This is a genomic window from Zeimonas sediminis, assembly GCF_023721795.1.
Lineage (GTDB): Bacteria > Pseudomonadota > Gammaproteobacteria > Burkholderiales > Burkholderiaceae_E > Zeimonas > Zeimonas sediminis.
Map to the genome: position 1 here is coordinate 618,361 of NZ_JAMQYE010000001.1, position 25,822 is coordinate 644,182.

General features: G+C 70.3%; 26 protein-coding genes and 1 tRNA gene. 12 read left to right on the plus strand and 15 right to left on the minus strand.

The genetic code is table 11. The features are described from left to right. Window positions 1-4 precede the first annotated feature (4 nt). The 6 genes from M6I34_RS02865 to M6I34_RS02890 all read left to right on the plus strand — a co-directional run bounded on the left by M6I34_RS02865 (window position 5) and on the right by M6I34_RS02890 (window position 6,723). Window positions 5-748, plus strand: a complete 744-nt coding sequence (locus M6I34_RS02865; RefSeq protein ID WP_272484207.1) for a F0F1 ATP synthase subunit delta — start codon at window positions 5-7, stop codon at window positions 746-748. After that, window positions 738-2,261, plus strand: coding sequence for a F0F1 ATP synthase subunit alpha (locus M6I34_RS02870; protein ID WP_272484208.1), 1,524 nt, complete (start codon window positions 738-740; stop codon window positions 2,259-2,261). The genes M6I34_RS02865 and M6I34_RS02870 overlap by 11 nt, the downstream gene beginning before the upstream one ends. Continuing rightward, window positions 2,245-3,129 carry a F0F1 ATP synthase subunit gamma gene (locus M6I34_RS02875; RefSeq protein ID WP_272484209.1) on the plus strand — a complete coding sequence of 295 codons (885 nt, stop codon included), beginning with the start codon at window positions 2,245-2,247 and terminating at the stop codon, window positions 3,127-3,129. The genes M6I34_RS02870 and M6I34_RS02875 overlap by 17 nt, the downstream gene beginning before the upstream one ends. Further along, entirely contained in the window at window positions 3,126-4,073 is a 948-nt protein-coding gene (locus tag M6I34_RS02880) for an LOG family protein (protein ID WP_272484210.1), read from the plus strand. Before M6I34_RS02875 ends, M6I34_RS02880 begins: the two co-directional genes overlap by 4 nt. A 70-nt stretch (window positions 4,074-4,143) precedes the next feature. Beyond that, complete coding sequence (locus M6I34_RS02885; protein WP_272484211.1) at window positions 4,144-5,529, plus strand: MBL fold metallo-hydrolase RNA specificity domain-containing protein; 1,386 nt, start codon at window positions 4,144-4,146, stop codon at window positions 5,527-5,529. A 21-nt stretch (window positions 5,530-5,550) separates the two neighbouring features. After that, window positions 5,551-6,723 carry an alpha/beta fold hydrolase gene (locus M6I34_RS02890; protein ID WP_418953430.1) on the plus strand — a complete coding sequence of 391 codons (1,173 nt, stop codon included), beginning with the start codon at window positions 5,551-5,553 and terminating at the stop codon, window positions 6,721-6,723. Window positions 6,724-6,738: 15 nt separating this feature from the next. On the opposite strand, the gene M6I34_RS02895 is transcribed toward M6I34_RS02890, so the two are convergent. The 5 genes from M6I34_RS02895 to M6I34_RS02915 all read right to left on the minus strand — a co-directional run bounded on the left by M6I34_RS02895 (window position 6,739) and on the right by M6I34_RS02915 (window position 11,014). Then, on the minus strand, window positions 6,739-7,218 hold the full coding sequence (locus M6I34_RS02895) for an aminoacyl-tRNA deacylase (protein ID WP_272484213.1): 480 nt from the start codon (window positions 7,216-7,218) through the stop codon (window positions 6,739-6,741). 242 nt (window positions 7,219-7,460) lie between these two features. Continuing rightward, complete coding sequence (locus tag M6I34_RS02900; protein WP_272484214.1) at window positions 7,461-8,246, minus strand: hypothetical protein; 786 nt, start codon at window positions 8,244-8,246, stop codon at window positions 7,461-7,463. After that, entirely contained in the window at window positions 8,243-9,244 is a 1,002-nt protein-coding gene (locus M6I34_RS02905; protein WP_272484215.1) for an MlaD family protein, read from the minus strand. Before M6I34_RS02905 ends, M6I34_RS02900 begins: the two co-directional genes overlap by 4 nt. A gap of 6 nt (window positions 9,245-9,250) precedes the next feature. Then, the gene (locus tag M6I34_RS02910; protein WP_272484216.1) at window positions 9,251-9,946 is read right to left on the minus strand and encodes an MlaE family ABC transporter permease; all 696 of its coding nucleotides are present in this window, start codon (window positions 9,944-9,946) and stop codon (window positions 9,251-9,253) included. 168 nt (window positions 9,947-10,114) lie between these two features. Beyond that, window positions 10,115-11,014 carry a LysR family transcriptional regulator gene (locus tag M6I34_RS02915; RefSeq protein ID WP_272484217.1) on the minus strand — a complete coding sequence of 300 codons (900 nt, stop codon included), beginning with the start codon at window positions 11,012-11,014 and terminating at the stop codon, window positions 10,115-10,117. 226 nt (window positions 11,015-11,240) lie between these two features. Between M6I34_RS02915 and M6I34_RS02920 the strand changes: the two genes are divergently transcribed. The 4 genes from M6I34_RS02920 to M6I34_RS02935 all read left to right on the plus strand — a co-directional run bounded on the left by M6I34_RS02920 (window position 11,241) and on the right by M6I34_RS02935 (window position 14,846). Next, window positions 11,241-11,840: an FMN-dependent NADH-azoreductase gene (locus M6I34_RS02920; protein WP_272484218.1), complete on the plus strand. Its 600-nt coding sequence runs from the start codon at window positions 11,241-11,243 to the stop codon at window positions 11,838-11,840. A gap of 25 nt (window positions 11,841-11,865) precedes the next feature. Continuing rightward, on the plus strand, window positions 11,866-12,750 hold the full coding sequence (locus M6I34_RS02925; protein WP_272484219.1) for a pirin family protein: 885 nt from the start codon (window positions 11,866-11,868) through the stop codon (window positions 12,748-12,750). A 97-nt stretch (window positions 12,751-12,847) separates the two neighbouring features. Continuing rightward, complete coding sequence (locus M6I34_RS02930; protein WP_272484220.1) at window positions 12,848-13,780, plus strand: haloalkane dehalogenase; 933 nt, start codon at window positions 12,848-12,850, stop codon at window positions 13,778-13,780. Between the two features lie 88 nt (window positions 13,781-13,868). Then, the gene (locus M6I34_RS02935) at window positions 13,869-14,846 is read left to right on the plus strand and encodes an NAD(P)H-dependent flavin oxidoreductase (RefSeq protein WP_272484221.1); all 978 of its coding nucleotides are present in this window, start codon (window positions 13,869-13,871) and stop codon (window positions 14,844-14,846) included. On the opposite strand, the gene M6I34_RS02940 is transcribed toward M6I34_RS02935, so the two are convergent. The 4 genes from M6I34_RS02940 to M6I34_RS02955 form a co-directional block, all read right to left on the minus strand. Next, a complete protein-coding gene (locus M6I34_RS02940) occupies window positions 14,788-15,561 on the minus strand; it encodes a hypothetical protein (protein WP_272484222.1) in 774 nt (257 codons plus the stop codon). The two genes, M6I34_RS02935 and M6I34_RS02940, sit on opposite strands and share 59 nt — an antisense overlap. A gap of 191 nt (window positions 15,562-15,752) precedes the next feature. Then, window positions 15,753-16,451 (minus strand): hypothetical protein, encoded by a 699-nt coding sequence (locus tag M6I34_RS02945; RefSeq protein ID WP_272484223.1) that lies wholly within the window; start codon window positions 16,449-16,451, stop codon window positions 15,753-15,755. A gap of 424 nt (window positions 16,452-16,875) precedes the next feature. Then, window positions 16,876-16,969, minus strand: a tRNA-Ser gene (locus tag M6I34_RS02950). A gap of 93 nt (window positions 16,970-17,062) precedes the next feature. Beyond that, the gene (locus tag M6I34_RS02955) at window positions 17,063-17,986 is read right to left on the minus strand and encodes a LysR family transcriptional regulator (RefSeq protein WP_272484224.1); all 924 of its coding nucleotides are present in this window, start codon (window positions 17,984-17,986) and stop codon (window positions 17,063-17,065) included. Between the two features lie 124 nt (window positions 17,987-18,110). Here M6I34_RS02955 and M6I34_RS02960 point away from each other — a divergent pair, with 124 nt between their 5' ends. Next, a complete protein-coding gene (locus M6I34_RS02960; RefSeq protein ID WP_272484225.1) occupies window positions 18,111-18,806 on the plus strand; it encodes a glutathione S-transferase family protein in 696 nt (231 codons plus the stop codon). After that, window positions 18,803-19,459, plus strand: a complete 657-nt coding sequence (locus M6I34_RS02965) for a glutathione binding-like protein (RefSeq protein WP_272484226.1) — start codon at window positions 18,803-18,805, stop codon at window positions 19,457-19,459. Before M6I34_RS02960 ends, M6I34_RS02965 begins: the two co-directional genes overlap by 4 nt. 52 nt (window positions 19,460-19,511) lie before the next feature. On the opposite strand, the gene M6I34_RS02970 is transcribed toward M6I34_RS02965, so the two are convergent. The 6 genes from M6I34_RS02970 to M6I34_RS02995 all read right to left on the minus strand — a co-directional run bounded on the left by M6I34_RS02970 (window position 19,512) and on the right by M6I34_RS02995 (window position 25,822). After that, window positions 19,512-20,783, minus strand: coding sequence for an aspartate kinase (locus M6I34_RS02970; protein ID WP_272484227.1), 1,272 nt, complete (start codon window positions 20,781-20,783; stop codon window positions 19,512-19,514). 127 nt (window positions 20,784-20,910) lie between these two features. Beyond that, entirely contained in the window at window positions 20,911-21,678 is a 768-nt protein-coding gene (locus M6I34_RS02975; protein WP_272484228.1) for an SIMPL domain-containing protein, read from the minus strand. Window positions 21,679-21,757: 79 nt separating this feature from the next. Then, window positions 21,758-23,212 carry a tRNA lysidine(34) synthetase TilS gene (gene tilS, locus M6I34_RS02980; RefSeq protein WP_272484229.1) on the minus strand — a complete coding sequence of 485 codons (1,455 nt, stop codon included), beginning with the start codon at window positions 23,210-23,212 and terminating at the stop codon, window positions 21,758-21,760. Continuing rightward, window positions 23,181-24,149: an acetyl-CoA carboxylase carboxyltransferase subunit alpha gene (locus M6I34_RS02985; RefSeq protein WP_272484230.1), complete on the minus strand. Its 969-nt coding sequence runs from the start codon at window positions 24,147-24,149 to the stop codon at window positions 23,181-23,183. The genes tilS and M6I34_RS02985 overlap by 32 nt, the downstream gene beginning before the upstream one ends. Next, window positions 24,149-24,766, minus strand: a complete 618-nt coding sequence (locus M6I34_RS02990) for a DNA-3-methyladenine glycosylase family protein (RefSeq protein WP_272484231.1) — start codon at window positions 24,764-24,766, stop codon at window positions 24,149-24,151. The genes M6I34_RS02985 and M6I34_RS02990 overlap by 1 nt, the downstream gene beginning before the upstream one ends. Window positions 24,767-24,799: 33 nt before the next feature. After that, window positions 24,800-25,822: a DUF6352 family protein gene (locus M6I34_RS02995; protein ID WP_272484232.1), complete on the minus strand. Its 1,023-nt coding sequence runs from the start codon at window positions 25,820-25,822 to the stop codon at window positions 24,800-24,802.

Consider the following 25,822-nt stretch of genomic DNA (forward strand, 5'->3'; position numbering starts at 1 on the left):
GGCCGTGCAGATCGACTGGTCGACCTTCCTGCTCCAGACGGTCAATTTCCTGATCCTGGTCTGGATACTCCGGCACTTCCTCTATCGCCCGGTCCTCGCGGTGATCGCCCGACGGCGCGCCGAGATCGAGCGCACGCTCGCGGAAGCCCACGAAGCGAGCGACAAGGCAGCCACACTTCGCCAGGAGTACGAGGGTCGGCTGTCGAAATGGGAAGCCGAGCGCGAGACAGCGCGCGCATCGCTGAAGGACGAGATCGCCGCCGAGCGCAAGCGCCTGCTCGCGCAGGCGCGCGAGGCGGCAGCGGCGGAGCAGCAGCGGGCGCAGGCGCTCGAGGAAGCCCGGCAGCGCGAGGCGCGCCGCCGCGCGGAGTCCGACGCGCTCGCACTCGCCTCGGACTTCGTGTCGCGACTGGCCGGACGCCTCGCTGGCCAGGGACTCGACGAACGACTGCTCGACATGCTGCTCGAGGATCTTGCCTCGCTGCCTTCCGAGCAGCGCGACGCGATCCGAGAGGCGGCTGGAGACCAGCCCGTCGAGGTCGCCAGCGCGCGCGAGCTCCCCGCCTCGCAGCTCGACCGGCTCAGGCAGGGGCTCGGCGAGCTGACCCGCACCGAGCCGACCCTCGACACGAAGGTCGATCCGTCCCTGCTCTCCGGCCTGCGGGTCAGCGTCGGCCCCTGGGTGCTGGGCGCGAACCTCGCCGACGAGTTGCGCTTCTTCCGCAACGGGGTGTCGCGTGCCGGCTGAGCCTTCCACGGCCGCGGCCCCTGCGGCCGCTGGCGGCGAGCGAGATTCGCCGCTCGCCGCGCAACGGGCCCGGGTCGCGAGCTACCGCCCCGGCCTGCGGATCCTCGAGCGCGGCCGCGTGAGCTCGGTCGGCGACGGCGTCATCTGGATCGAGGGCCTTCCGTCGGCCCGGCTCGACGAACTGATCGCCTTCGCCGACGGCAGCGTCGCGTTCGTCGCGACGCTGGCCCGCGACCGCATCGGCGGCGTGCTGCTGCGTGAAACCCGGAACCTCAAGGCCGGCATCGACGCGTGGTTGCCGGGGCGCGGGCTCACGGTCCCGGTCGGCGACGCGCTGCTCGGCCGCGTCGTCGATCCGACCGGCGAGCCGCTCGACGCAATGCCGGCGCCCCGGCACGACGCGCTGGCCTCGATCGACGTCGGTTCGCCGCCGCTGACCGAGCGGGAGTTCGTCGAGCGGCCGCTGTACACCGGCCACAAGATCGTCGACACGATGATCCCGATCGGGCGCGGCCAGCGGCAGCTGCTGATCGGCGACAACGGCACCGGCAAGAGCGCGGTGGCGATCGACACGGTCCTTAGGCAGCGCGGCCAGGGCGTCCGCTGCGTCTACGTGCTGATCGGCCAGAAGCGCTCGACGGTCGCGCAGACGATCGACACGCTGCGAAGCGAAGGCGCACTCGACTTCACCACCGTGGTGGTGGCCGAAGCCACCGCCTCGCCCGGCCTGCTCTATGCCGCCCCGTATGCGGGCTGCGCGATCGCCGAGCACTGGATGCGCGGCGGTCACGACACGCTGATCGTCTACGACGACCTGAGCACGCACGCGAGGGCCTATCGCGAACTCTCCCTGCTGCTGCGCCGCCCCCCTGGCCGGGAAGCCTATCCGGGCGACATCTTCTACCTGCACGCCCGCCTGCTCGAGCGCTCGACCCAGCTCGCGCCGAACTGCGGCGGCGGCAGCATGACCGCGCTGCCGATCGTCGAGACGGAGCAGGGAGAGATCGCGGCCTACATCCCGACCAACCTGATCTCGATCACCGACGGACAGGTCTACTTCGATGCACAGCTCTTCGCCCGCGGCTTCCTGCCGGCGATCGACATCGCGCGCTCGGTCTCCCGGATCGGCGGCAAGGCGCAGGACGAAGCGATCAAGCGCGAAGCCGGCCGGATGAAGCTCGACTACCTTCAGTTCCAGGAGCTCGAGGTGTTCACCCGCTTCGGCGCCAAGCTCGAGGCATCGATCGAGGCGAGGATCCGCCGGGGAAGGCTGCTGCGCGAGCTGCTAAAGCAAGAGCAGCTCGATCCGCAGTCGGCCGCTTCTCACCTCGCCTGGCTAGTGGCCTACAACGAAAGGCTGCTCGACGACATGCCTCTGCCCGAGTTGCGCAAGGCGGTGAAGCTGCTGCGCGAGCATGCCGACTCGGGTGAGCTGCCACTGGAGGCCAGTCGCGAGCGCTGGGTCGAAGCGGTTCGCCGCTGGCTGGGGAAGGACGATGGCCAAGCGTCGTGAGCTCGAGCGGCAGATCGCCACCTTTCGGGACATCTCGGAGATCGTCGAGGCGATGAAGAACCTCGCGCTGGTCGAGGTGCGACGCATCAACGCCTTCATCGACGCACAGCGGCGCTCGGTCGACATCGTCGAGGACGCTCTCGCCGACTTCTTCGACGCCTGTCCTGCCCATCGCGCGCAGCCGGAGACCTCGGGCGACGTGTGGTGCGTGATCGGATCCGAACGCGGCTTCTGCGGCGACTTCAACCTGGCACTCGCCGGCGAGGCGCGCAGCCTGATCGACCGGGGCGAGCGGCCCGCGGCGATCGTGCTGGTCGGCGCGAATCTCGCCTCGGCCTGGGACGGCCCGGCCGACGCCGTCTGCACCGGCGCGAGCGTGGCCGACGAAGTCCCCGGCGTGATGGCCGGCCTCGCCGAGCGCATCGGCGCCGCGATGCGGCCACGCCCGGGCCTGGCGCCGCGCGGGCTGGTGCTGCTGATGCACGACGACGGCAGGCCACGGCTGCGCCGGCTGCTGCCCTTGCCGGCGACCGGCCGCGAGGCGCCGGCGCGCGACGCACGGATCGACCTCAACCTCGCACCGGCCGCCTTTCTCGAGGCGGCATTGCGTCAGTTCCTGTTCGCCGCCCCACTGGCCCTGCTCTACGAGTCGCTGCTCTCGGAGAACCAGCGCAGGCTGGACCACATGGACCGCGCACTGCGCAAGCTGGACGACCGGCTCGCCGAGTTCGACCGCAAGCGCAACAGGCTTCGCCAGGAAGAGATCACCGAGGAGATCGAACTGATCCTGCTCAATGCCGAGCGACCGGACGGGCGCCGCGCGCCTGCGCCGAAGAAGCCGGCCAACTCCCTGCAGGAGATGCGATGAAGCGCCACCGCAGCCCCACGCCATCGCCCGCGCACCCGCTCAGGCGACGCGAGCCCCTGCCCTGGCATCGTCCGAAGGCGATCCTCGACGAGCCCGACGCCGAGCGCCGGGTCCGCGCGATCCTCGAGAGCCCGAGCTATCGCCAGGCCGACCAGGACGTCGATTTCCTGAACCGGGAGGAAACCCGCGGCGTGCGCCTGCAGCTCGACTACGAGAAGGCAGAGTCGGTGATGCGGGAGCGCGGCATCGAGCACACGATCGTGGTGTTCGGCAGCACCCGCATCCCGGAGCCGGCCGCCGCCGAGCGCCGGTTGCAGGAGGCCCGTCAAGCGCTTTCGGCCGAACCCGGCGACCCCGAGCTGTCGCGGCGCGTTTCGGTGGCGGAGCGGGTCCTCGAAAAGAGCGCCTACTACGAAGTGGCCAGGGCCCTGGGCCGGCGGATCGGGGAACTGCATCGCGGCTCGGGCGGCATGCGGCTGGTCCTGATGACCGGTGGCGGGCCGGGCATGATGGAAGCCGCGCATCGGGGCGCCTTCGACGCCGGAGCGCCCTCGGTGGGACTGAACATCACGCTGCCTCACGAGCAGTTCCCGAACCCGTACATCACGCCGGCGCTCTGCCTGCGCTTTCACTACTTCGCGCTGCGCAAGCTGCACTTCCTGAAGCGGGCGCGCGCGCTCGTCGCGCTCCCGGGAGGCTTTGGAACGCTCGACGAGCTGTTCTGCATGCTCACGCTGATCCAGACGAGAAAGGTCGCCCCGGTGCCCGTGGTGCTCGTCGGAGAGCGATTCTGGCGGCGCGCGTTCGATCCCGACTTCCTGGTCGAGGAAGGGGTGATCGACGCGGAAGACCGAGAGTTGTTCTGGTACGCAGAAACCGCCGACGAAATCTTCGAGGGAATCCGGAAATGGCACGACATGAACGGCACCCCGCTCGCGGGATGAACGGGGCAGCGACCCCGCTGCGCGCCTCGCTCGCAGCGGTGGCGGCGGCCGCTACCGGCGGAGAACGGCGATGAGACTCTCCTTTCACGGCGCCGCTCGCGGCGTGACCGGCTCCTGTCACCTGGTGGAATGCGCGGGCACGCGCATCCTGATCGACTGCGGCATGTACCAGGGAGGGCGCGAGCTCGACGAGGAGAACGCCGAGCCCTTCGGCTTCGAGCCTTCGTCGATCGACGTCGTGCTGCTCACCCATGCCCACCTCGATCACTGCGGACGGCTCCCGCTGCTTGTCAAGCGGGGCTTCCGGGGCGAGATCGTCACGACGGCCGCCTCACGCGAGCTGGCGCGCGTAGTGATGCTCGACTCGGGCCACCTGCAGGAGGAGGAAGCGCATCACCACGCGCGGCGTTCGGCCAGGCACGGCAGCCGAAGCCAGGCACAGCCGCTCTACACGGCGATGGACGCGCTGCATGCGATGGAGCACTTCGGCCGCACCGCGCGCTACGGAGAACGGCTGGACCTGGCGCCCGGCCTGGCCGCCACCTTCTACGATGCCGGGCACATCCTCGGATCGGCGAGCGTGCGGCTGGAACTCGCGGAGGGCGACCACAGCCGCAGCCTGGTGTTCTCCGGAGACCTCGGGAACGCGGGCAGGCCCCTGCTTCGGGATCCCGTTCCTCCACCGCACGCCGACCTGATGGTGCTCGAAACGACCTACGGCGACCGGCTGCACAAGCCGATCGGGCCGTCGGTGGCGGAGCTGCACGAAGTGGTCGAAACGACGATCGCGCGCGGCGGAAACGTGGTGATCCCGACCTTCGCTCTCGAGCGCGCGCAGGAGCTGCTCTACTACCTGCGCGAAGGCGTCGAGTCCGGGCGCTTGCCCAGGCGGCTGCCGGTGTACCTGGACTCCCCGATGGCGGTCTCGGCGACCGAGATATTCGAACGGCACGCGGAAGCTCTGGCGCCGGCGATCGGCGCCAGGCTGCGTGCCGGCCACGACCCGTTCCACCTGCCCGGCCTGCGGTTCGTGCGCGAGACTGCCGACTCGATCGCGCTGAACCGCCTCGAAGGCGGCGCGGTGATCATGGCCGGTTCCGGCATGTGCACCGGCGGCCGGGTCCGTCATCACCTGCGGCACAACCTGTGGCGCGAGGAGTCGAGCGTCGTGCTCGTCGGCTACGCGTCGCATGGCACGCTGGCCCGCAAGCTGGTCGACGGCGCGAAGACCGTCAGGATCTTCGGCGAAGACATCCGGGTGCGCGCAGCGATCCACACGATCAATGGCTTCTCCGCTCATGCCGATCGCGACGAGCTCCTCGCCTGGCACGCGGCCGTCGCACCCGACCGGACCTTCCTGGTGCACGGCGAGGAAGACGTCATGACGGCCTTTGCAAAGGTCCTGCCCGGCCACCCGCCGCGGATGCCGACGCTGGGCGAATGCTTCGAACTCTGACCCACCCGCCCCTGACCCCTCATGCCCGACGCCACTCCGAAACCCGCCCATCGACCGCGACAGGAGCACAGCGTTCCCTGGTTCTGGCCGCTCTCCGCAGCGATCGAGATGGAGGAGCAAGGGCTGCGGCTGTTCGAAACGAACCTGAAATTCGTGGCGGAGGCCCTCACGATCGCCGCTCCGCCTCCGGCTCGATGGGTCACTCGCAACCGGATCCTGCTCGATCTGGACACGATGCGGCTGCGCGACTTCTCGTCGAACGAGGCAGGCGCGCGGCGCGCTGCATCGGCGCGCCGCGGCACCGGCGCGGCGCCGGTCCTGATCGACGCGCCCTACGCCGGCCACGACTCGACGATCGCGGATCACTCCCCGGAGCACAGCCTGGTCCGCACCCTTCAGAGCAGCGGTCTGGACCGGCTGCTGGTCACCGACTGGAAGTCCGCGACCGCTGAAATGGCGGGCTTCGACATCGACAAGTACCTCGCCGAGCTCAACGTCGTCGTCGACGAGCTTGGCGGCGCCGTGCATCTCGTCGGCCTCTGCCAGGGCGGCTGGATGAGCGCGATGTACGCCGCCCGCTTCCCGGGAAAGGTCCGCTCGCTGGTCCTGGCCGGCGCGCCGATCGACACGCATGCGGGCGACGGCGAGATCCGGCGGATGGCCGACCGACTGCCGATGAGCTTCTACGAGAAGATCGTCGAGGCAGGCGGCGGCAGGATGCTCGGCCAGGCGATGCTGGCCGGCTGGAAGCGCATGCACCCGGCCGAGCAGTATCTCGGGAAGTACCTCGACCTCTACGCGCACATCGAAGACGAGTCCTTCGTGGAGCGCACCGAAGAATTCGAACGGTGGTACGAGAACCCGGTCGACCTGCCGGGCCGCTACTACCTTCAGGCGATCCGTCTGCTCTTCAAGGAGAATCTGCTCGCGCGCGGAAAGTTTTCCGCGCTGGGCCGTAGGCTGAGCCTGCGGGACATCCGGATTCCGGTGTACCTGCTGGCCGGCAGCGAGGACGACATCACGCCTGCCCCCCAGGTGTTCGGCGCTGCAGCGCTCCTGGGCACCCCGGCTGCGGACCTGGTCAGCAGACTGGTACCTGGTGGCCACATCGGCCTGTTCATGGGCGCGAAGACGCTCGAAACCGAGTGGCCGGCCATAGGCGAATGGATCGCCGCGCGCGACCGCATGTCCTGAAGAGCGGCCGCAGCCTCAGTGCCGGGTCGGCCGGCTGAACCGACCGTGCCGGGCCTCGCTCATCAAGTCGCGGAACTCTCGCCGCGACATGCTGAGCAGGCACTCGTGATCGCCGCCCTCCATGTAGACGAGGTCGACGCGATCCAGTTCGTCGTCGACGACGGTCTCGAGCCCCCAGGCCATGCCGACCGGCGGCACCGCGCCGGGCTCGCAGCCCTCGAAGAGCATCGCGATGCGGCTCTCGTCGGCCAGTCGAAGCCGGTCGCGGCCCAGCAGCTCGGAGAGGCGACCGATCATCAGCCGGCTGTCGGCCGGCACGACCGCCACGACCCAGCCGCGCTCGTCCTCGAGGACGACCGACTTGGCGAGAAGGTGGGGCGCGATCCGGGCGGTGCGCGCCGTTTCGGCGCTGCTGCTCGAACGATCGTGGGTGGACACCTGGTAGCGGGCGCCGCGCTGGTCCAGATAGCGCGACAGACGTGCGGAAATGGTCATGGCGGGCCTCCTGCTGGCTTGCCAGGACGGCGCCGGGGCACTGTTGCGGACGCGAACGCCCCGAAGCCCTGGAAAGCGAAGTTTGCGCCGCGAGCGGCCCGATGGCCAGTAACCATGACGGCGCAAGCTGTTTGCGGCGCCAGCGCGCGCGACCGCCTGACGACGGCAACCGTGGCCATGGGCGCCCACCGCGGCGCCGCGGCCATCGACGGCCACCGCGCAGCAAGAGCCGTCGACAGCCTCTATTTCGGCGATTCCAGCACCAGTTCGATGCGCCGCCGGACCGCTGCGGCGGCCTCGGCGTCGCCGGCCGCCTGCGCGCGTCTTTCCTGCACGCCAAGCCAGGCGAGCAAGGGCCGCCGCCAGCCCTGCGCCGACGCAGCCTCGACCGCGGCAGCGATGTCGCCGGGGGCCAGCCTGCCGGCGCGCAGCAGCGCGCCAGCGGCGACCAGCCGGGCGGCCGCATCCTCGACCGCAGCCAGGACTCCGGGGCTGGCCGGCGCTTCACCGTCCGACTTGCGGGCGTCACCCACCGAGGCCGCGAACACGGCCCGGTGCGGCGCCGGCAGCAGCGCCGGGTCGACTTCGGTCCAGCGGCCGGCGATGTAGGCCGCGTACGCCCGGGACCCCGCGTCGGCATCCCGGGCGAGCGGCGCGAATCCGGGGCAGTCGTCGAAGTCCAGGCTCGCCACCTGCAGCGCGCAACGGGTCAGCTCGGCGCGCGCCACGAGCTCGGCGCGACCGGTGCTGGCCAGCTCGCCGCGTGCCCGCTCGAAGGCCTGCGCCGCGATGCGCGTTTCTCCCCGCAGCCAGGCTTCCCGGTACTGATCCAGTGCGGCGCTGGCATCGAGACGCCACTGCGGCGGCGGTGGCCCGCCCTGGCAGGCGGCCAGCAGCGCGAGAGCCCAGGCGCCGGCGCAAGCGGCGCCGAACGCCCGGCGAGCCGCGCCGAGCAGCGCTGCCGGCGCAATGGCGGCCCGCTGCCGGCGCGCGACGACTACATACCCGCTGACATCTCTCCCGCTCATGGCAGGCTCAGCTCCGCGTCGCGCCTGAACGGCCACTTGCGGTTGATCTCGTCGATCAGCTGCGACGCCTTGCGCAGGCTCGTCTCGACCTCGGCCCGCAGCGCCTGCAGGTCGGCGGTCGCGGCGCGCGTGTCGGCGGCGATGCCCTGCGCGTCGACCAGTACCGCATCGACCTTCTTCAGGCTCTCCCGCGCGTCGGCCAGCATCGCGCTCAGCTCGTGCACGAGCGTCTGCACCTCGTCTGTGACGCCGCCCTTGCCGAGCAGGCGCTGGTCCGCCCTGGTCAGCGTCTCTTCGGCCTTGCCGGAGAGGCCGTCGATCCGGCGCGCGGCGCTCTCGAGCGACGCGAGCACCCTGTCCAGCCGGTCGATCGCGCCGACGACCTTCTGCGCGTCGTCCTCGCTGCCGAGCAGCGCGGTGAGCAGGCCGTAGCGTCCGCCCGCCCGGTCGGCCAGCGTGCGCAGCCCCTCGAGGCTGCGGTTGATGTCCGAATCGTAGGCGGTCATCCGCTCGAGGTTCTCGACCAGGCGCTTGACGCCGGCCACCAGCGCGGGCAGCTCGTCGGTCGTGTCGCCGCGCAGCACCTCGCGGACCGCGCCGTCGGGCAACGGCGGGGCGCTCATGTCGGTGGTGAAGGCGCGCAGGCGGGCGCCGCCCACCAGGCCGCGTTCCAGCGTGAACATGCTGCTCGAGCGCAGCCACTGCGCCTGCGAGCGCGGCACGTCGATCTCGATCCGGGCCTGTCCGGTGCGGGCCAGCTCGATCCGCTGCACCCGGCCGACCGGGAAGCCCGAGAAGCTCAGGTCCGAACCGACCGAGACGCCCTCGGCGTTGTCGGTCATCAGCACCAGCCGCTGCGTTTCCTCGAAGGTACCGCGCGCGTAGAGGACGTAGACCAGGAAGCCGACCAGCAGCGCGAGGGTCAGCACGAGAAGCAGGGTCGCCTTCAGCGCGATCCTGTCCGACGGCTCGGCGATGCGGGGCGGTTCTTCGGTCATCGTGGCTCAGGCGTACATGGCGGCAACGAACACGACCTCGATCACGGCCAGCGTGACCCCCAGCCGGACCATCCCGCGTCGAACCGCGCCGGGCACCGCCTCGGGATCGCGCTGCACGCCGAGCGCCGCGCCGATCGGTACCGCTCCCACCACCACGCCGAACAGCGTCGTCTTCAACAGGAAAGCCGCGACCGCAACCGGATCGAAGACGTGGCCGGTGATCCGCACGAAGCCGGCGACCGCCCAAGGGGAGAAGCCGTAGAGCTCGACGTAGGCGAGCAGCAGCGCGACCACACCGCTCAGGTAGGTCAGCAAGGCGACCGCTACCAGGCTGCCGATCACCCGCGGCACCAGTTCGGCGCCCACCGGGTCGCGCCCCGAGCGCGCGACGCGCTCGAGATCGCCGCCGATCCGCATCAGGGCCACCCTGGTGCAGATGGCCGCTCCCGATCGAAGCGCCACGTAGAGCGCAGCGAGCACCGGGATCAACTCGAGCACCAGCACGCGCACCGCGAGCTCCAGCGCGTACTGGGGCAGGCCGAACTCCTGCGCGGTGCCGACCACGATCCGGATCAGCACGAAGCTGAGCAAGGCGCTCGCGAGCACGAAGCCGGGCAGCGCCTGCCAGGCGGAAAAATGGATCTGGCGGGCAGCCAGCCCGCGCGCCTCGCGGTCGTAGGCCGACGGCGAGAAGGCGGTCACCACCGCGGCCGCCGAGAAATGGGCCGCGCGGAGCCACCCCCTGAAGGCACGCGACCACCCGAAGGCACGCAGCCATCCACCCGCGCGGCGGGGCGCGCCGGCATCGCGGAGCGAGGTATCGCGCGGCTGCAGCATGTCGGGATGATAGCCCGGGCCTGTCGCGTCGCTTCAGGCCTCGAGGGCCTCGCGAAGCATCTCGACGAAGGCGGTCACGCGGGTCGGCTGCAGGCGCCGGCCCGGGGTGACCGCCCAGACCGTCATCGTCGGCAGGCACCACTCGGGCAACACCCTTTCCAGCAGCCCCTTCTGCACGAAGGCGGACGCGTGGCGCTCCGACAGCCCGACAAGGCCCAGCCCGTGGGCGGCGAGCTCCCGCTGCAGGCCGACCGAGTTGACCGCGATCGGGCCGCTCGGCGTGCCGGCCCAGCGCTCGTCGCCGCGCGACAGCTGCCAGGGCTGGGTCTCGCCGCTGCTGGTGATCAGCTTGAGCCCGGTGTGCGAGGCCAGGTCGGCCGGCGCAAGCGGTCGTCCGAAGCGCGCAAGGTAGGCGGGGCTGGCGTACAGGCCGTGCCGCATCTCGAGCAGCCGGCGCGCGACCAGCGTGGCATCGTCGGGCAGCCGCGCCGCGACCCGGATCGCGAGGTCGAAACGCTCGGCGACCAGGTCCACGCGCCGCGGCGACAGGTCCATCTCGACCTTCACCTCCGGATAGCGGGTGGCGAAGGCCAGCAGGAATGGCAACAGTTCGAGCTCCTGGAGGAAGTCGGGCGGCAGCGAGACCCGCAGGGTCCCCTGCGGCGTGGCCTGCCTGTGCTGGGCCAGCGCGCCGGCGGCCTCGGCCTCGTCGAGCAGGCGCCGGGCATGCTCGAGCATCTGCTCGCCGAATTCGGTGATCGCGAAGTGACGGGTGGTGCGGGTGAGCAGGCGTTCGCCCAGCGCGCGCTCGAGCGCGCCGATCCGACGGGAGACGGTGGACTTCGGCAGGCCGCAGCGCTCGGCCGCCTGCGAAAAGCTGCCCGCGTCGACCACGCGGGCGAACAGGATCAGGTCGTCTGCAACGATCTCCATGGCGCACCTCCCGGCCGGCTCGCGGCGTGGCCGATCGTTCCCCGGCCGCTGGCGGCGCGGCCGATTGTTCCCCGGCCGCTGGCGGCGCGGCCGATTGTTCCCCGGCCGCTGGCTGTGCGGCCGATTGTTCCATATATGCACCAATCATATCCACCAATCGGTCTTCCGACTCGTTTTTCTGTCCAATAAAGTGAGCCCATCCCAACGAACCCGCAGGAAGCCGCACATGAAGATCCTCCAGGTCAACGCCAGCGCCCGCTCCGAAGGCGCGAACTCGACCCGCATCGCCGACGCGATCACCGCCCGCCTGAAGAGGCTGCATCCGGATGCCGTCGTGGAACTCCGGGACCTGGCGCGCGACCCGCACCCGGTGCTCGACGAGCCGGCGCTCAAGGCGCTGTTCACCCCGGCGGAGCAGCGCACGCCCGAGCAGGCCGCGCGCGTGGCGCTCGACGACGCGCTGATCGCCCAGGTGCAGTCGGCCGACGCGATCGTGATCGGCGTGCCGATGTACAACTTCGGCACGCCGATCCAGCTCAAGGCCTGGATCGACGCGATCGCCCGCGCCGGGGTCACGTTCCGCTACACCGAGAACGGCCCCGAGGGCCTGATCAAGGGCAAGAAGGTGTACCTTGCGCTGGCCCGCGGCGGCCTGTATCGCGACACGCCGGCCGACACGCAGGCGGTGTGGCTGAAGACCGTGCTTGGCTTCCTGGGCATGACCGACCTGGAATTCGTGTATGCCGAAGGCCTGGCCATGGGGCCGGAGGCCGCCAGCAAGGGCCTGGCCGAGGCCGAGGCGCAGATCGAGGCGATCGGCGCCTGACGCCAGAACCAAGGAGATCAGCGCCATGACCACGTCCGCTTCCGTCATCACGCCACGCTCGCGCGCCGTCGAGCGTCTGGTGCGCGGCGTCGCCACGTCCGACGGGGCGGGCGTGCGACTGACCCGAGTGCTCACGCAGAACCTGCAGCGCCGGCTCGACCCCTTCCTGATGCTCGACGCTTTCCGCAACGAGAACCCCGAGGACTACATCGGCGGTTTTCCCGACCATCCGCACCGAGGCTTCGAGACGGTCACCTACATGATCGCGGGCCGCATGCGGCACCGGGACAGCGCCGGCAACGAAGGACTGCTCGGCCCGGGCGGCGCGCAGTGGATGACCGCGGGCAGCGGCCTGATCCACTCCGAGCTGCCCGAGCAGGAAGACGGCCTGATGGAGGGTTTCCAGCTCTGGCTCAACCTGCCGGCGCGCAGCAAGATGGTCGCGCCGAGCTATCGCGACATCCCGCCCGAGGCGATTCCGGAGTTCACCACCGCGGAAGGAGTGCGGGTGCGCGTGCTGGCCGGCGAGAGCCATGGCGTGGCGGGCGCGGTCCGGCGGCCCGACACCGAACCCCTGTACCTCGACGTGCACCTGCCGGCCGGCACGCGCTTCGTGCAGCCGGTGCCGGCCGGGCACAACGCGTTCACCTACACCTACCGGGGGAGCATCCTCGTCGGCGGTAGCTCGGCGCCGGACCGGCACATGGCCCTCCTGGCCAACGACGGCGCGGAGAGCGTCGTGCTCGAGGCGACCGTCGACTCCCGGGCATTGCTGATCGCGGGCAAGCCGCTCAACGAGCCGATCGCGCAGTACGGCCCGTTCGTGATGAACACCGGCGACGAGATCCGGCAGACGCTGCTCGACTACCAGAAGGGGATGTTCGAGGCGGCGCAGGTCCGATCGCTCTGAGCGGGCCCGCGCCTCCCTCCCGAGGCGGCGCTCCATTCGTCGTAGGATGCGGCGTCGGGCATATCCGACCCGCATCGATCGACGAGGAGGCCGCACGATGAACGACGCCGAGACCCCGCCGCTGCCGGACGTGTTGCGAACCCCCGAGGCGCGCTTCGCGGACCTGCCGGGTTTTCCGTGGGCGCCGCGCTACCTGTCGACTGTCCCGGGCTTCGAGGGGCTTCGCATCCACTATCTGGACGAAGGTCCGGCCGACGCCGAGATCACCGTGCTCTGCCTGCACGGCCAGCCCACCTGGAGCTACCTGTACCGGAAGATGCTCCCGGTCTTCGTCGCGGCGGGCCAGCGGGTCGTGGCGCCCGACTTCATCGGCTTCGGACGCTCGGACAAGCCCGAGGACGAGGCCTTCTACACCTTCACGCGGCACCGCGAGATGCTGCTCGCCTTCGTTCGCGGGCTCGGGCTGTCGAACGTGACGCTGGTCGTGCAGGACTGGGGCGGCCTGCTCGGCCTGACGCTGCCGATGGCCCTGCCGGGCGTGATCCGGCGCCTGGTCGTGATGAACACGATGCTGGGCACCGGCGACCTGCCGCTCGGCCAGGGCTTCCTGGACTGGCGCGCGTTCTCGAACAGCCGGCCCGACATGGATGTCGCCGCGCTGATGGCCCGGTCGACGCCGGTGCTCTCGGCCGCCGAGGCGCAAGCCTACGCGGCGCCCTTCCCCGACGCGCGCTACAAGGCCGGCGTGCGCCGCTTCCCGAACCTGGTGCCGGACAACCCGGACGCCGACGGGGCGGCGGTGTCGCGCCAGGCGCGCGAATGGTTGTCCACGCAGTGGGACGGCCAGAGCTTCATGGCGGTGGGCATGCGCGACCCGGTGCTGGGTCCGCCGGCGATGACGCTGCTGCGCTCCTGGATCCGTGGCTGCCCTGCCCCGATGGAGGTCGCCGAGGGCGGCCATTTCGTGCAGGAGCACGGCGAAGCGATCGCGCGCGCGGCGCTGGCGGCATTCGCCCGCGCAGGCGCCTGACCGGGCCAGCTGCGCGTGCAGGCACGGCCCGCGCGCTTCGTGCAGAATCCGGAGCGTCGCGAAGTCAGGAAAAATCGAGGGAGAGAGCATGAAGACACGCATCACCGAGCTGCTGGGCATCCGCCACCCGATCATCCAGGGCGGCATGCACTACGTCGGTTTCGCCGAGCTGGCCGCGGCCGTCTCGAACGCGGGCGGGCTGGGCATCATCACCGGGCTGACCCAGGGCACGCCCGAGAAGCTCGCGAAGGAGATCGCCCGCTGCAGGGAGATGACCGACCAGCCCTTCGGCGTGAACCTGACCTTCCTGCCCGGCTTCGCCAACCCGCCCTACCCCGAGTACATCGACGCGATCGTGCAGGGCGGCGTGAAGATCGTCGAGACCGCGGGCCGCAGCCCCGAGGCCTACATGCCGGCGCTGAAGGCCGGCGGCATCAAGGTGATCCACAAGTGCACGTCGGTGCGCCACTCGCTGAAGGCCCAGAAGATCGGCTGCGACGCGGTCAGCGTCGACGGCTTCGAGTGCGGCGGCCACCCCGGCGAGGACGACGTGCCGAACTTCATCCTGCTGCCGCGCGCCGCCGAGGAGCTTTCGATCCCGTTCGTGGCCTCGGGCGGCATGGCCGACGGCCGCTCGCTGGTCGCCGCACTCGCGCTGGGCGCCGACGGCATCAACATGGGCACCCGCTTCATCGCGACGCGCGAGGCGCCGGTGCACGAGAACGTCAAGCAGGCGATCGTGCGCGCGACCGAACTCGACACCCGGCTGATCATGCGGCCGCTGCGCAATACCGAGCGGGTGCTCGCCAATCCCGCGGTCGACAGGATCGTCGAGATCGAGCGCGAAAAAGGCGCGGCCACCTCGATCGACGACATCCGCGAGCTGGTCGCCGGCGTCTACCCGAGGGTGATGCAGCAGGGCGACATGGACGCCGGGGCCTGGAGCTGCGGCATGGTGGCCGGGCTGATCCACGACGTGCCGACGGTGAAGGAGCTGGTCGACCGGATCATGAGCGAGGCCGAGGGGCTGATCCGCAAGCGGCTCGAGGGGATGCTCGGCGGTTGAGGGCGGTGACTTGGAGGCGTGACCGATCCAGGACGAGACTGGCCGGTTCCTCGCGCAAGAGCATGAGGGCGCCGCAAAGCACCACGCTGGCGCCGAACATCTCGAGGAACTCCTCCAGCGCCACCTCGATCGCGTACAGCATCGTCGGCGCATCGCTGCGAAGGAACTGATATCCGACGATCTCGAGCCCGACCGAGCCGAGCACGACGATTGCCAGCCCGAGCACCAGCAGGCGAGAGGCACCGGGATGGTGGGTCAGCAGCGCGCGCAGCGGCCGCAGGCTGCACGCCACGAGCATGAATCCGCCGAGCGCGTAGACGCCAATCCAGATTCCGTGACCGCCCTTGAACCTCGGCAGCCACTCGAACTGACGCAGGGTGTAGGTGAGCCTCTCGTGTATCGAGGCCGCCTCGTCCGCGGACAGGAAGAAGAAGCCCATGGCGAGCACGAACCAGAACAAGGGCGGCACTGCGTGCCCGGGTCGGGCCAGCGAATGTCTCAGAAGGAAGACGCAGCCGATCGCGAACAGCTGAACCGACGAGAACCAGGCCGGGATGTTGCCCTCCCCGTCCATATCGAACAGGTCATGCACCGTGGTGATCGGCCGGCCCAGCCACTCGCTCGACAGGTAGACCAGCGCCAGGGCCGATTCGGCGGCGACCAGAATGGCGAGCACTCGCCCTGGATCCGCGATGCGGACGGTCGTGAAGCCCATCGATGCCCTTTCTTCTTGTCTTGCCCGTCCCGCCGGAAAGCGAAAAGCTTGGCCCCGGAATCGCCGCGACACAACCGAATTCGTCACACCCGCTTCGCTCGCGCGACACCGCCCGGGCTTGGAGGCTCCGACCGTTCGAATCCCTCCCCGCACAGGCCGCGGGGCCGGTGCGCGCCCCCACCGACCGCCGGCTACTTCGCCGCGAAGCAGTAGAAAAGCCCCGCCCCTCCGGTGATGGCCACCTTCGCCGGGCTGCAGCCGACGGTCTCGTGCCCCGAGTTCCAGGAGGTGGCCCACGGGTGGTCGATCGGCCCGGCACGATCGTGGTGACCGGTCATCGCCGCACCATCGTCCCCGCTCTTCGTCCAGTTGCCGCAGGTGCGGTCGGCGAAGCGCGCGACCGGCGGGAACGCGGTGCCGTCCGGACGGGAGCCGGTCAGGATGTCGTGATGGTTGGGCTTCTCGGTGCGGCCGTTGACCATGCGCCCCCGCTCGTCGAGCGCGGTCTCCTTGTTGACGTTGTTGCGCTCGGAATGCAGCTCCGCCACGTTCCTGGCGATCAGCACACCCTTGGCGTTGTACCAGGGCCCGGTGCCGATACGGTCGCGCGCGTGCACGACATTCGGGTCGTTCAGGCCCTTCGTGCCTTGCGTGCTGAGGTAGGCGCGCCAGGTCCGGTCGCCCGCGCCTGCCGTGGTCGCCAGCGCCTGGCAGTGCCGGTCCGCCCCCTCCAGACCACCGAGGTCGCCACCCTTGCCCGAACCGACGCTGGTCACGAAGAAGGACATCTCGCCGCCCCCGCCAGCCCAGGGCGACGGGCCGGACGCACAGCCGGCCAGGACCAGCGAGGCGGCCGCCCCCGGGAGAGTCCACCGTACCGTCTTGCGCATGAGAGCCTCCTGTTGGATGCAAGGATCGATCAGCGCGCTCGCTGCGCGACCACATCAGTATCCTCAGGAAGCCGGCGGTGGGCAATCGATCTCACGGCCCGCGCGATGCCGGGGTGTCCGCCCCCCGACCGGGCCGCGTCGGTCCTGGTGATCGCCGCGCGGCTTGCCGGGCACGTGGCCGTCGGCAGGGTTCACTGATTCATCGGGGCTCGCGTGCCGCGTCTGGCGAATGGCGAGAGCCGGCGGGATTCGGTCGGACTTGCCTTGCTCGCGGGCCGGCTCCGGGATTCGGTCACACTCGCTTCGCTCGCGCGACCCCGGCCGGGCTTGCAGGCCCGGCCTTTCGAATCCCTCCCGCGACGCGCGCAGGCGCGTCGCTCGTCCCCGCCAAACAACAACGCCCGCATATGCGGGCGCAGTTGTTTGGCGGAGACGGAGGGATTCGAACCCTCGATGCACGTTTTAGCGCGCATGCTCCCTTAGCAGGGGAGTGCCTTCGACCTCTCGGCCACGTCTCCGGGCTTCGATGACTTTCGTTCTCGATGCCGGCTCGGCGCGAATTGTACCGCAAGCCGGGCACCGTGCCCCCGCGCGCCTCGCGCGAGCGCCAGTCATTCTCCCCGGCCGGGCTCCTTTGGCCACTCGGTCGGCATGGCAAGGCGCCTCGCCAGGAAGTCGGTGAACACGCGCACGCGCCGGGGCATGTACCGTGCCGACGAGTAGACCGCGTACACCACGCTGTGCGCCGGCTCCCACTGCGGCAGCACGCGCTTCAGGCTGCCCCGCTCGAGATCCCCGCCGACGCACCACAAGGGCAGCGAGGCCAGCCCCAGGCCGGCCCGCGCGGCCTCGAGCATGACCTCGGCGTTGTTGACCTTGAGGCTGCCCCTGACCCGGATCCTGCGGCGCTCGTCGCCCCGGCGAAGCGACAGGATCTCAGGGTCGGCGAAGTCCGGGAACAGCGCGAACGGGTGCGCTGCGAGTTGTTCGGGCTCGCGAGGCGTGCCGTTGCGGCGCAGATATGCCGGCGACGCGACGATGCTGCGGTGGACCTCCCCGAGCTTGCGGGCGTGCAGCAGCGAGTCGGCGCTGGGCCTGACGATCCGGATCGACAGGTCCACGCCCTCTTCGACCAGGTCCACGTAACGATCGTTCATAACGAGGTCGATCGTGGCCTGCGGATGTTCGGCCATGAAGGCGATGACCACCGGCGCCACGTAGAGCCGCCCGAAGGCCATCGGGCAGGCGACTCGGATCCGGCCCGAGACCGCGTCGGCATCGGCCGACACGCTCGACTCCAGCGCGTCGACCTCCTCGAGCAGGCGCCGGCAGCGCTCATAGTACTCCCGCCCCGCTTCGGTGGTGCGAAGCCGACGCGTGCTCCGCTCCAGCAACCTCACCCCGAGCCTGCGTTCGAGCGCCGCGATCTGCTTGCTGACGGTGGGCTGGCCCATCGCGAACTCGTCGGCGGCCCGGCTGAAACTGCCGGTCTCGACGACGCGGGTGTACAGGTTCATCGCGGTGAAACGATCCATGCGAGGCGTCTCCGGCCCGGACAATTAATTCCTTGAAGGAATGAATGATATGCCGAGGCACGGGTTCCCTACAGCGGATGCCCAACCTAGAGTCGGGGCTGTACCCCAACACTATCGTCGGAAGATGAGCATCGTCCTGTACGACCTTTGCGGCGCCGGCGGCAAGCGCTTCAGCCCGAACTGCTGGCGCAGCGCGATGTCGCTGGCCCACAAGGGCCTCGCCTGGGAATCGCGCGCCACCCTCTTCACCCAGATCCCCGGCATCGGCGGCGGAAACCGCACCGTTCCGGTGATCGACGACCAGGGTGAACTGATCGGCGACAGCTGGACGATCGCCGAGCACCTCGAGAGTCGCTACCCCGACCGGCCCTCGCTGTTCGGCGGCGAGACCGGCAAGGCGCTGGCGCGCTTCGTCCAGAACTGGACGATCGCCCAGTTGCACGCGCCGATCTTCCGGATGATCGCGGCAGACATCCACGACGCGCTGGATCCGGCGGACCAGCCCTACTTTCGCGAGAGCCGCGAGAAACGGCTCGGCAAGTCGCTGGAGGAAGTCCAGGCCGGCCGCGAGGCCGAGCTGCCGGCCTTCCGGGCCGGGCTCGCGCCGCTTCGCCTCACCGTGCAGGCGCAGCCCTTCCTCGGCGGCGAGCGCCCGAGCTACGCCGATTACCTGCCCTTCGGCGCCCTGCAATGGGCGCGCACCACCAGCCCCTTCCCACTGCTCGCCGCCGACGACCCGGTGCTCGCCTGGTTCGAACGCTGCCTGGACCTGCACGATGGCCTCGGTCGTCGCGAACCGGGCCTCTGGCAAACGGGATGATCGAGCTGCGCTTCTGGCCCTCGCCCGACGGCTACAAGCCGCTTCTCTTCCTCGAGGAGTGCGGGCTCGAGTACCGGCTGCTGCCGGGCGATGCCGGCGACGCCGAGCCGATCGAGATCGACTACTCGGACGACGCGCTGGCGGACCGTGTGCCGGCGATGATCGACCATTCGCCCGCCGACGGCGGCGAGCCCCTGCCGGTGTTCGAGCCCGGGGAGGCGCTTGTCTACCTTGCGGAGAAGACGGGTCGGTTCCTGCCCGCCGACCTGCGCGGGCGGCACGAGACGCTGCAGTGGCTGTTCTGGCAGACGGGCGGGCTCGGCCCGGTCACCGGCCATGGCGCGCATTTCGCGCAGCAGGCGTTCGAGAACCGCAGATATGCGATCGAACGCTATCTGGACGAAACGCAGCGCCTCTACGGCGTGCTGGACCGGCGCCTCGCCGACCGGCGCTTCGTGGCCGGCGACGACTACACGATCGCCGACATGGCCAGCCATCCCTGGGTCCGGCACTCCCAGCGCCAGGGGCAGCACCTGGCCGACTTCCGCAACCTGGCGCGCTGGTTCGGCGCCATCGAAAGGCGGCCCGCCGCGCGCCGGGCCTACGAGCGAGGCCGGGCGATGCTGGCCGAGAGCGCGACGGCGCGAGGCTGAACCCGCCCGGGCAGCGGCGGGCGACTGCCCCGGACCGCCCTCGGGTCGTGGTTCAGGCGACCGCGGGCACGTCGCCCGAATGGTCCAGGCCGAATGCCTTGTGCAGGGCGCGCACGGCCAGCTCCATGTACTTGTCGTCGATCACCACCGAGATCTTGATCTCGCTGGTCGAGATCATCTGGATGTTGATCCCCTCTTCCGACAGCGTGCGGAACATCAGGCTCGCCAGACCCACGTGCGAGCGCATGCCGATGCCGACGACCGAGACCTTGGCGATCTTCGGGTCGCCGATCACCTCGCCCGCCTGGATCGCCGGCTTGACCTTGCCGTTCAGCACCTCGAGCGCGCGCTGGTACTCGTTGCGGTGGACCGTGAACGAGAAGTCGGTCATCCCGTCGACGCTCTGGTTCTGGATGATCATGTCGACGTCGATGTTCGCCTCGGCCACCGGCCCCAGGATCTGGAAGGCGATGCCCGGGCGGTCCGGCACGTTGGTGACGGTGATCTTGGCCTCGTCGCGATTGAAGGCGATGCCCGAAATGACGGCCTGTTCCATGTTCTCGTCTTCCTCGAAAGTGATCAGCGTGCCGGAATTGGCCTCGATCTCGATCGGGAGATCGGGCGGCGTGAGGCTCGACAGCACGCGCGTCTTGACCTTGTACTTGCCGGCGAATTCCACCGAGCGGATCTGCAGCACCTTCGAGCCGAGGCTCGCCATCTCGAGCATCTCCTCGAAGGTGACCTTCTCGAGGCGGCGCGCCTCGGGCACGACGCGCGGGTCGGTGGTGTAGACGCCGTCGACGTCGGTGAAGATCAGGCACTCGTCGGCGCCCAGCGCCGCCGCCACGGCCACCGCCGAAGTGTCCGAGCCGCCGCGGCCCAGCGTGGTGATGTTGCCGAGGTCGTCGATGCCCTGGAAACCGGTGATGACCACGACGCGGCCGGCGTCCAGGTCGGCGCGCACCTTCGCATCGTCGATCGACAGGATGCGGGCCTTGGTGTAGGCGCGATCGGTCTTCACCGGCACCTGCCAGCCGGTGTAGCTGACCGCGTCGGTCCCGATGGTCTTCAGCGCGATCGCCAGCAGCCCCACCGACACCTGCTCGCCGGTGGAGGCGATCATGTCGAGCTCGCGCGGATCGGCCTGGGCGTTGATCTCGCGGGCCAGGCCCAGCAGACGGTTGGTTTCGCCGGACATCGCGGACGGCACCACGACGACCTGGTGGCCGGCGGCATGCCATTTGGCGACGCGGCGCGCGACGTTCTGGATGCGCTCGATCGAGCCCATCGAGGTGCCGCCGTACTTGTGAACGATCAGTGCCATGGTCGGCTCTTTGCGGCCCGGGCGAAACCGGGCGCCTCGCGTGGAAAAACCTGCGATTGTATCGCGGCCGCCCATCGATGCCCGGCGTCCGCGCGTTCAGCGGCGCACGGGCCGGCCTGGCGAGGCGTCAGTCGGCCAGGTAGTACTCGACCGTGGACACGACCCGGATCTTCTTGATGTGCGGCGTGCTGGCATCGCGATCGCCGATCGAGAACTGGCCTTGCGAGGCGCGCCGGATCTTGCCCAGGTGGCTGCCCGAATCCTCGGCGAACTTGGTCGCGGCCTCGCGGGCATTCCGGGTGGCCTCCTCGATCATCTCGGGCTTGATCGCGTTCAGCCCGGTGAACAGGAACTGCGTCTGGGCGCCGTGCTCGCCACCGATCGCAAAGCCTTCGCGCCCCAGCTCGCCGAGCCGGTTCATCGTGGCGCGCACCCGCGCGACGTCGGCGGTGTAGACGGTCACGGTCGAACGACCGGTGAAGCGGAACTGCGCGCGTTCGTCGCCGCCGTACTCGCGGGCCTGCTTGTCGACGACCGTCGGCGCCGACGCCCCGATCTCCTCCGCCTTGAAGCCCGCCTGCTTCAGGAATTCGACGAGGCGCGCGGTCTTTCGCTCGATGGTCCGGTAGAGGTTGCCGACATCGTTGTCGGCCTCGACGAAGCCGATCGGCCAGATCGCCAGGTCGGCCGGCACCTCGCGCTCCGACAGGCCCTTCACCTCGACGCTGCGGTCGAGGCGCTTGAAGGTGAGCAGCGACTGCCCGCCGAGCCAGGCCGCGCCGGCGAGCCCGGCTGCCAGCAGCAGCCCGAGGACGGCCGCGGCCAGGGGGATCCCGCCCGCGCTACGGGGACGCTCGCTCGCGCTTCGGGAATGATCGGCAATCACGCTTTCCATGGTCGATTCGCTTTTGGATCAGTGGGTTGCGAGCATTTCTTCACGTATATTACAAATCACTTCCCGAGTCAGACGCAAGTCATTGTTTTTCTTGCTCAATGACGAGCTCGTCCGGCCGCCAGGCCAGTTCGTAGCGCTCGCCGTCGGCTGCCAGGCAGTCGGCATCGGCGCCCAGCCTCGCGACCCATACTAGCCGGGCGTCCGACCACAGCACCGGCAGCATCGGACGCAGCCAGGTCGGCACGCCCTGCTCCTGGAACAGGTTCTTGAGGCTCCTGTGCGGGCCGCCAGGGCGGGTTCGCAGGCGCTCGCCGCCGCGCCGCAACCGCAGCTCGAGATCGCCGGCGCGCAGCAGCTCGGCGCGCAGCCCTGGCTTGCCGGCTTGCTCCACCGGCTCGACCAGCAGCGTGCCGCCGAGCGCCGGGCACTCGATGCGCCGTTCGCCGGCCCATCGCAGGGCCATTGCCGCCGAGCCCGCAGCCGAGCCCGCGGCGGCATCCGCAACCGAACCCACGGCCGCGGTCGCAGCGGGCGTCGCCGGTCCGGCCAGGATCACCAGGTCGCGGTGCCGCCTGAGGGTCCGGCCGTCGTGGCTCACCGCGACGTGGGTGTCCTCGCGGGGCGACTCGAGCTGCCGCACGATCTCGGCGAGCCGGGCCCGCGACGGCATCCTTGCGCCGAGCCCGGCGAGCCAGCGCCGCAGCACGCCAGGCCGTCGCGCCGGCGGCAACGCGCGCCACGCGGAGAGCGACAGGCAGCGACCGAACTCCCGCGACTCGACCTCGACCCCTGCCAGGTCCCTGCGCTCCAGCTCCTGCAGCCGGTCGCGGGCCTCGCGAAGCGCGTCGATCGTGTCCGGCAGGCGCTCGCGCAACGACGGCAGGATCCGGTCGATCGCCGGAACCAGCTGCCGGCGGATCGCGTTGCGCGGCAGGCGCTCGTCGGCATTGGACGGATCCTCGACCCAGCAGAGCCCCTGTTCGCGCGCCCACGCCTCGATCCGGCTGCGGGACAGCCCCAGCAACGGACGGAGCAGCTTCAGGCCGTCGCGCGAGCTCTCCGCCTCGATCCCGACCAGCCCGTCCAGCCCGGCGCCGCGGGCCAGGCGAAGCAGGAAGGTCTCGAGGCGATCGTCGGCATGGTGCGCGGTCAGCAGGACGTCGGCGCCGGCGTCGCGGGCCATCGCCACCAGCGCCCCGTACCGCGCCTCGCGCGCCCAGGCCTCGACGCTCTGGCCCGGCAGCGGGGCAGTCTCGAGGCGGCGGCTCAGGCAGCTCACACCCAACGCGCCGGCCTGGCTCGCGCAATGCCTCGCCCAGCCCGCCGACCCGGCCTGCAGGCCGTGGTCGACGTGCAAGGCGAGCAGCCGGTCGGGCGGCAGCACCCTGGTCGCCGCGTGGAGCAGCACGGTGGAATCGAGGCCGCCGCTGAACGCGACGGCGATCCGGACCGAAGGGCCGAGCGGGGCGGTGGCCGCGCGGACCGCGTCGACCGGGCCGGCCTCAGCCCTGCCCGGTCTCCTTGAACTTGCCATAGCCCATGATCCGCTCGTGGCGCTGCTTCAGCAGGTCCTTGACCGGGACGCCCTGCAGTTGCCGCAGCGAATCGGACAACGCGCGCTTGAGCAGCAGCGCCATTTGCTGCGGATCGCGGTGCGCGCCGCCGACCGGCTCGTTGACGACGCGGTCGACCAGGCCCAGCGTTTTCAGGCGCTGCGCGGTGATGCCCAGGGTCTCGGCCGCGTCGGGCGCCTTCTCGGCGCTCTTCCACAGGATGGCGGCGCAGCCCTCGGGCGAGATCACCGAGTAGACCGCGTACTGCAGCATCAGCGTGACGTCGCCGACCGCGATCGCCAGCGCGCCGCCGGAACCGCCCTCGCCGATGATCGTGGTCACGATCGGCACGCGCAGCGCTGCCATCTCGTACAGGTTGCGGCCGATCGCCTCGGACTGGTTTCGCTCCTCGGCGCCGATGCCCGGGAAGGCGCCCGGCGTGTCGACGAAGGTGAGCACCGGAATGTCGAACTTCTCGGCGAGCTTCATCAGCCGGAGCGCCTTGCGGTAGCCCTCGGGCCGGGGCATGCCGAAGTTCCGGTAGCCGCGCTCCTTCGTGTCCCGCCCCTTCTGGTGGCCGATCACCATGACCGACTGGCCGTTGAAGCGCGCCAGCCCCCCCACGATGGCCGGGTCGTCCGCGAAGGCGCGGTCGCCGTGCAGCTCGTGGAAGTCGGTGAAGATCGCGTCGACGTAGTCGAGCGTGTACGGCCGTTGCGGGTGTCGGGCGACCAGCGCGGTCTGCCACGGCGTCAGCTTGGCGTAGGTCTCCTTGACCAGGGTCAGGCTCTTCTTCTGCAGCCGCTCGACCTCGTCGGCGATGTCGACCGCCGAGTCCTCCTGCGCGAAGCGCAGCGCCTCGATCTTCTGCTCGAGATCGGCGATCGGCTGCTCGAATTCCAGGAAAGTCGTCTTCATCAGTACTCCACAGGCACCGGCTCGAGGCTGCGCCACAGGTACCAGGTGGCCACGGTCCTCCAGGGCCGCCAGGATTCGCCCAGCTGCCGCGCCTCGCGCCGCGAAACGCTTTCGCCGTTCCGGTAGTTCTTCTCGATCCCGCGCAGCAAGCCTAGATCATCCACCGGAAGAACATCGGGCCGCAACAGGTTGAAAATCAAAAACATTTCTGCCGTCCACCGCCCGACCCCCCGGACCGCGACCAGTTCCGCGATGATCGCCTCGTCGTCGCGCGACGGCCAGTGGGTCGGATCGACCTCGCCGCTGTGGAATCGCCGTGCAAGGTCCTTCAGGTACTCGGCCTTGCGCTCGGACAGCCCGCAGTTGCGCAGCGTGCTCGTGCGCATACGCGACACGCGCAGCGGAGCGATCTCGCCGGCCGCATCGGCGAAGCGGTTCCAGACCGACTGCGCCGCCTTCACCGAGATCTGCTGCCCGACGATGGACCGCGCCAGGGTCTGGAACGGGTCGCCGCGCGAGACCAGGTGAAGGTGGCCGCGCTCGGCGATGATTCCTCCCATGACCGGGTCGCGCCGCGACAGGTCCCGGCAGGCCTCGTCCCAGAAATCGGGCTTCATCGGATCGGTTCGGTGCTCGAGACGCGCGAAGGCTCAGTGCCCGCGCAGCGGCAGGTTGAACAGCAGGTTCTGCGGCTTCATCCGCAGCACGCCCTCGTCGTCCATCGCCAGCGCCAGGTAGACCGGCTTGCCGGCCACCTCGGGATCCTGGTCCTCGAGGCGCTCGAAGTCCAGCCGCATCAGCAGCAGCAGGCGGCGATGCTGGTCGGGGGTCAGGCCGCCCTCGTGCCAGAGCGTGTCGAGCAGCGTCGTGGCCTCGGCGTCCAGCCCCACGTGCCAGCGCCAGCGCGAGTCCTCGATCTGCGCCAGCGTGCGCACCCTGACCGGCACACCGAGAAGATGCCCGATCCAGCGGCGCAACAGGTCGCACAGCATGGCCGACGCGGTGCGGCCGTGGGTGATCTCGACCGCGAAGTCGTGGCGCTCGTCGCGGCCGAAGTAGGCGTCGGCGTTCTCCCGGTCGATCACCTCGAGATCGACGCCGCGGGCGGCGATCTTCGCCTGCGCGAGCAGCCGGCCGAGGTCGCCCAGCCCCTGGTCCTCGCGGCGCGCGTCGATCGTCTCGAGGTCGGCGAGCAGCACCCGGTTGTCGTCGATCGAGACGCGCTGCTCGCGGAACCACAGCTCGGCGACCCGCAGCATCAGGCCGTCCTCGCAGTCGGCGAGCAGGTGGTGGACGATGATCTGCGCGAGCTGGTCGACGAAGAGCGGCGGCACGTCGATCCGCCCTGCCCGCTGGGCGTCGGCGAAGATCGCCACGTAGGCTGCCTGCAGGTTCGGCGCGTCGAGCAGCCGGTCGCGAAAGCGCAGGAAGAGCCGCCAGTTCTCGGCGGCGTCCGGGTCGGCGAGCGCCTTCAGCTCGGCGTCGGCGACCGCGCGCCGCGGCTCGGCGGCCAGCGCCGCGTGCAGCGCGCGCTCCGCCGCGCAGGATTCCTCGACCGGTGCGAGCTCGGGCCGGCGAAGGTAGGCGGCGAGGAAGTCGTCGGTCACGACCAGGCCGCCGTGGGAGTCGACGTCGAGCAGCGCCAGCCCGGAATGGACCCAGAACGGCTTCAT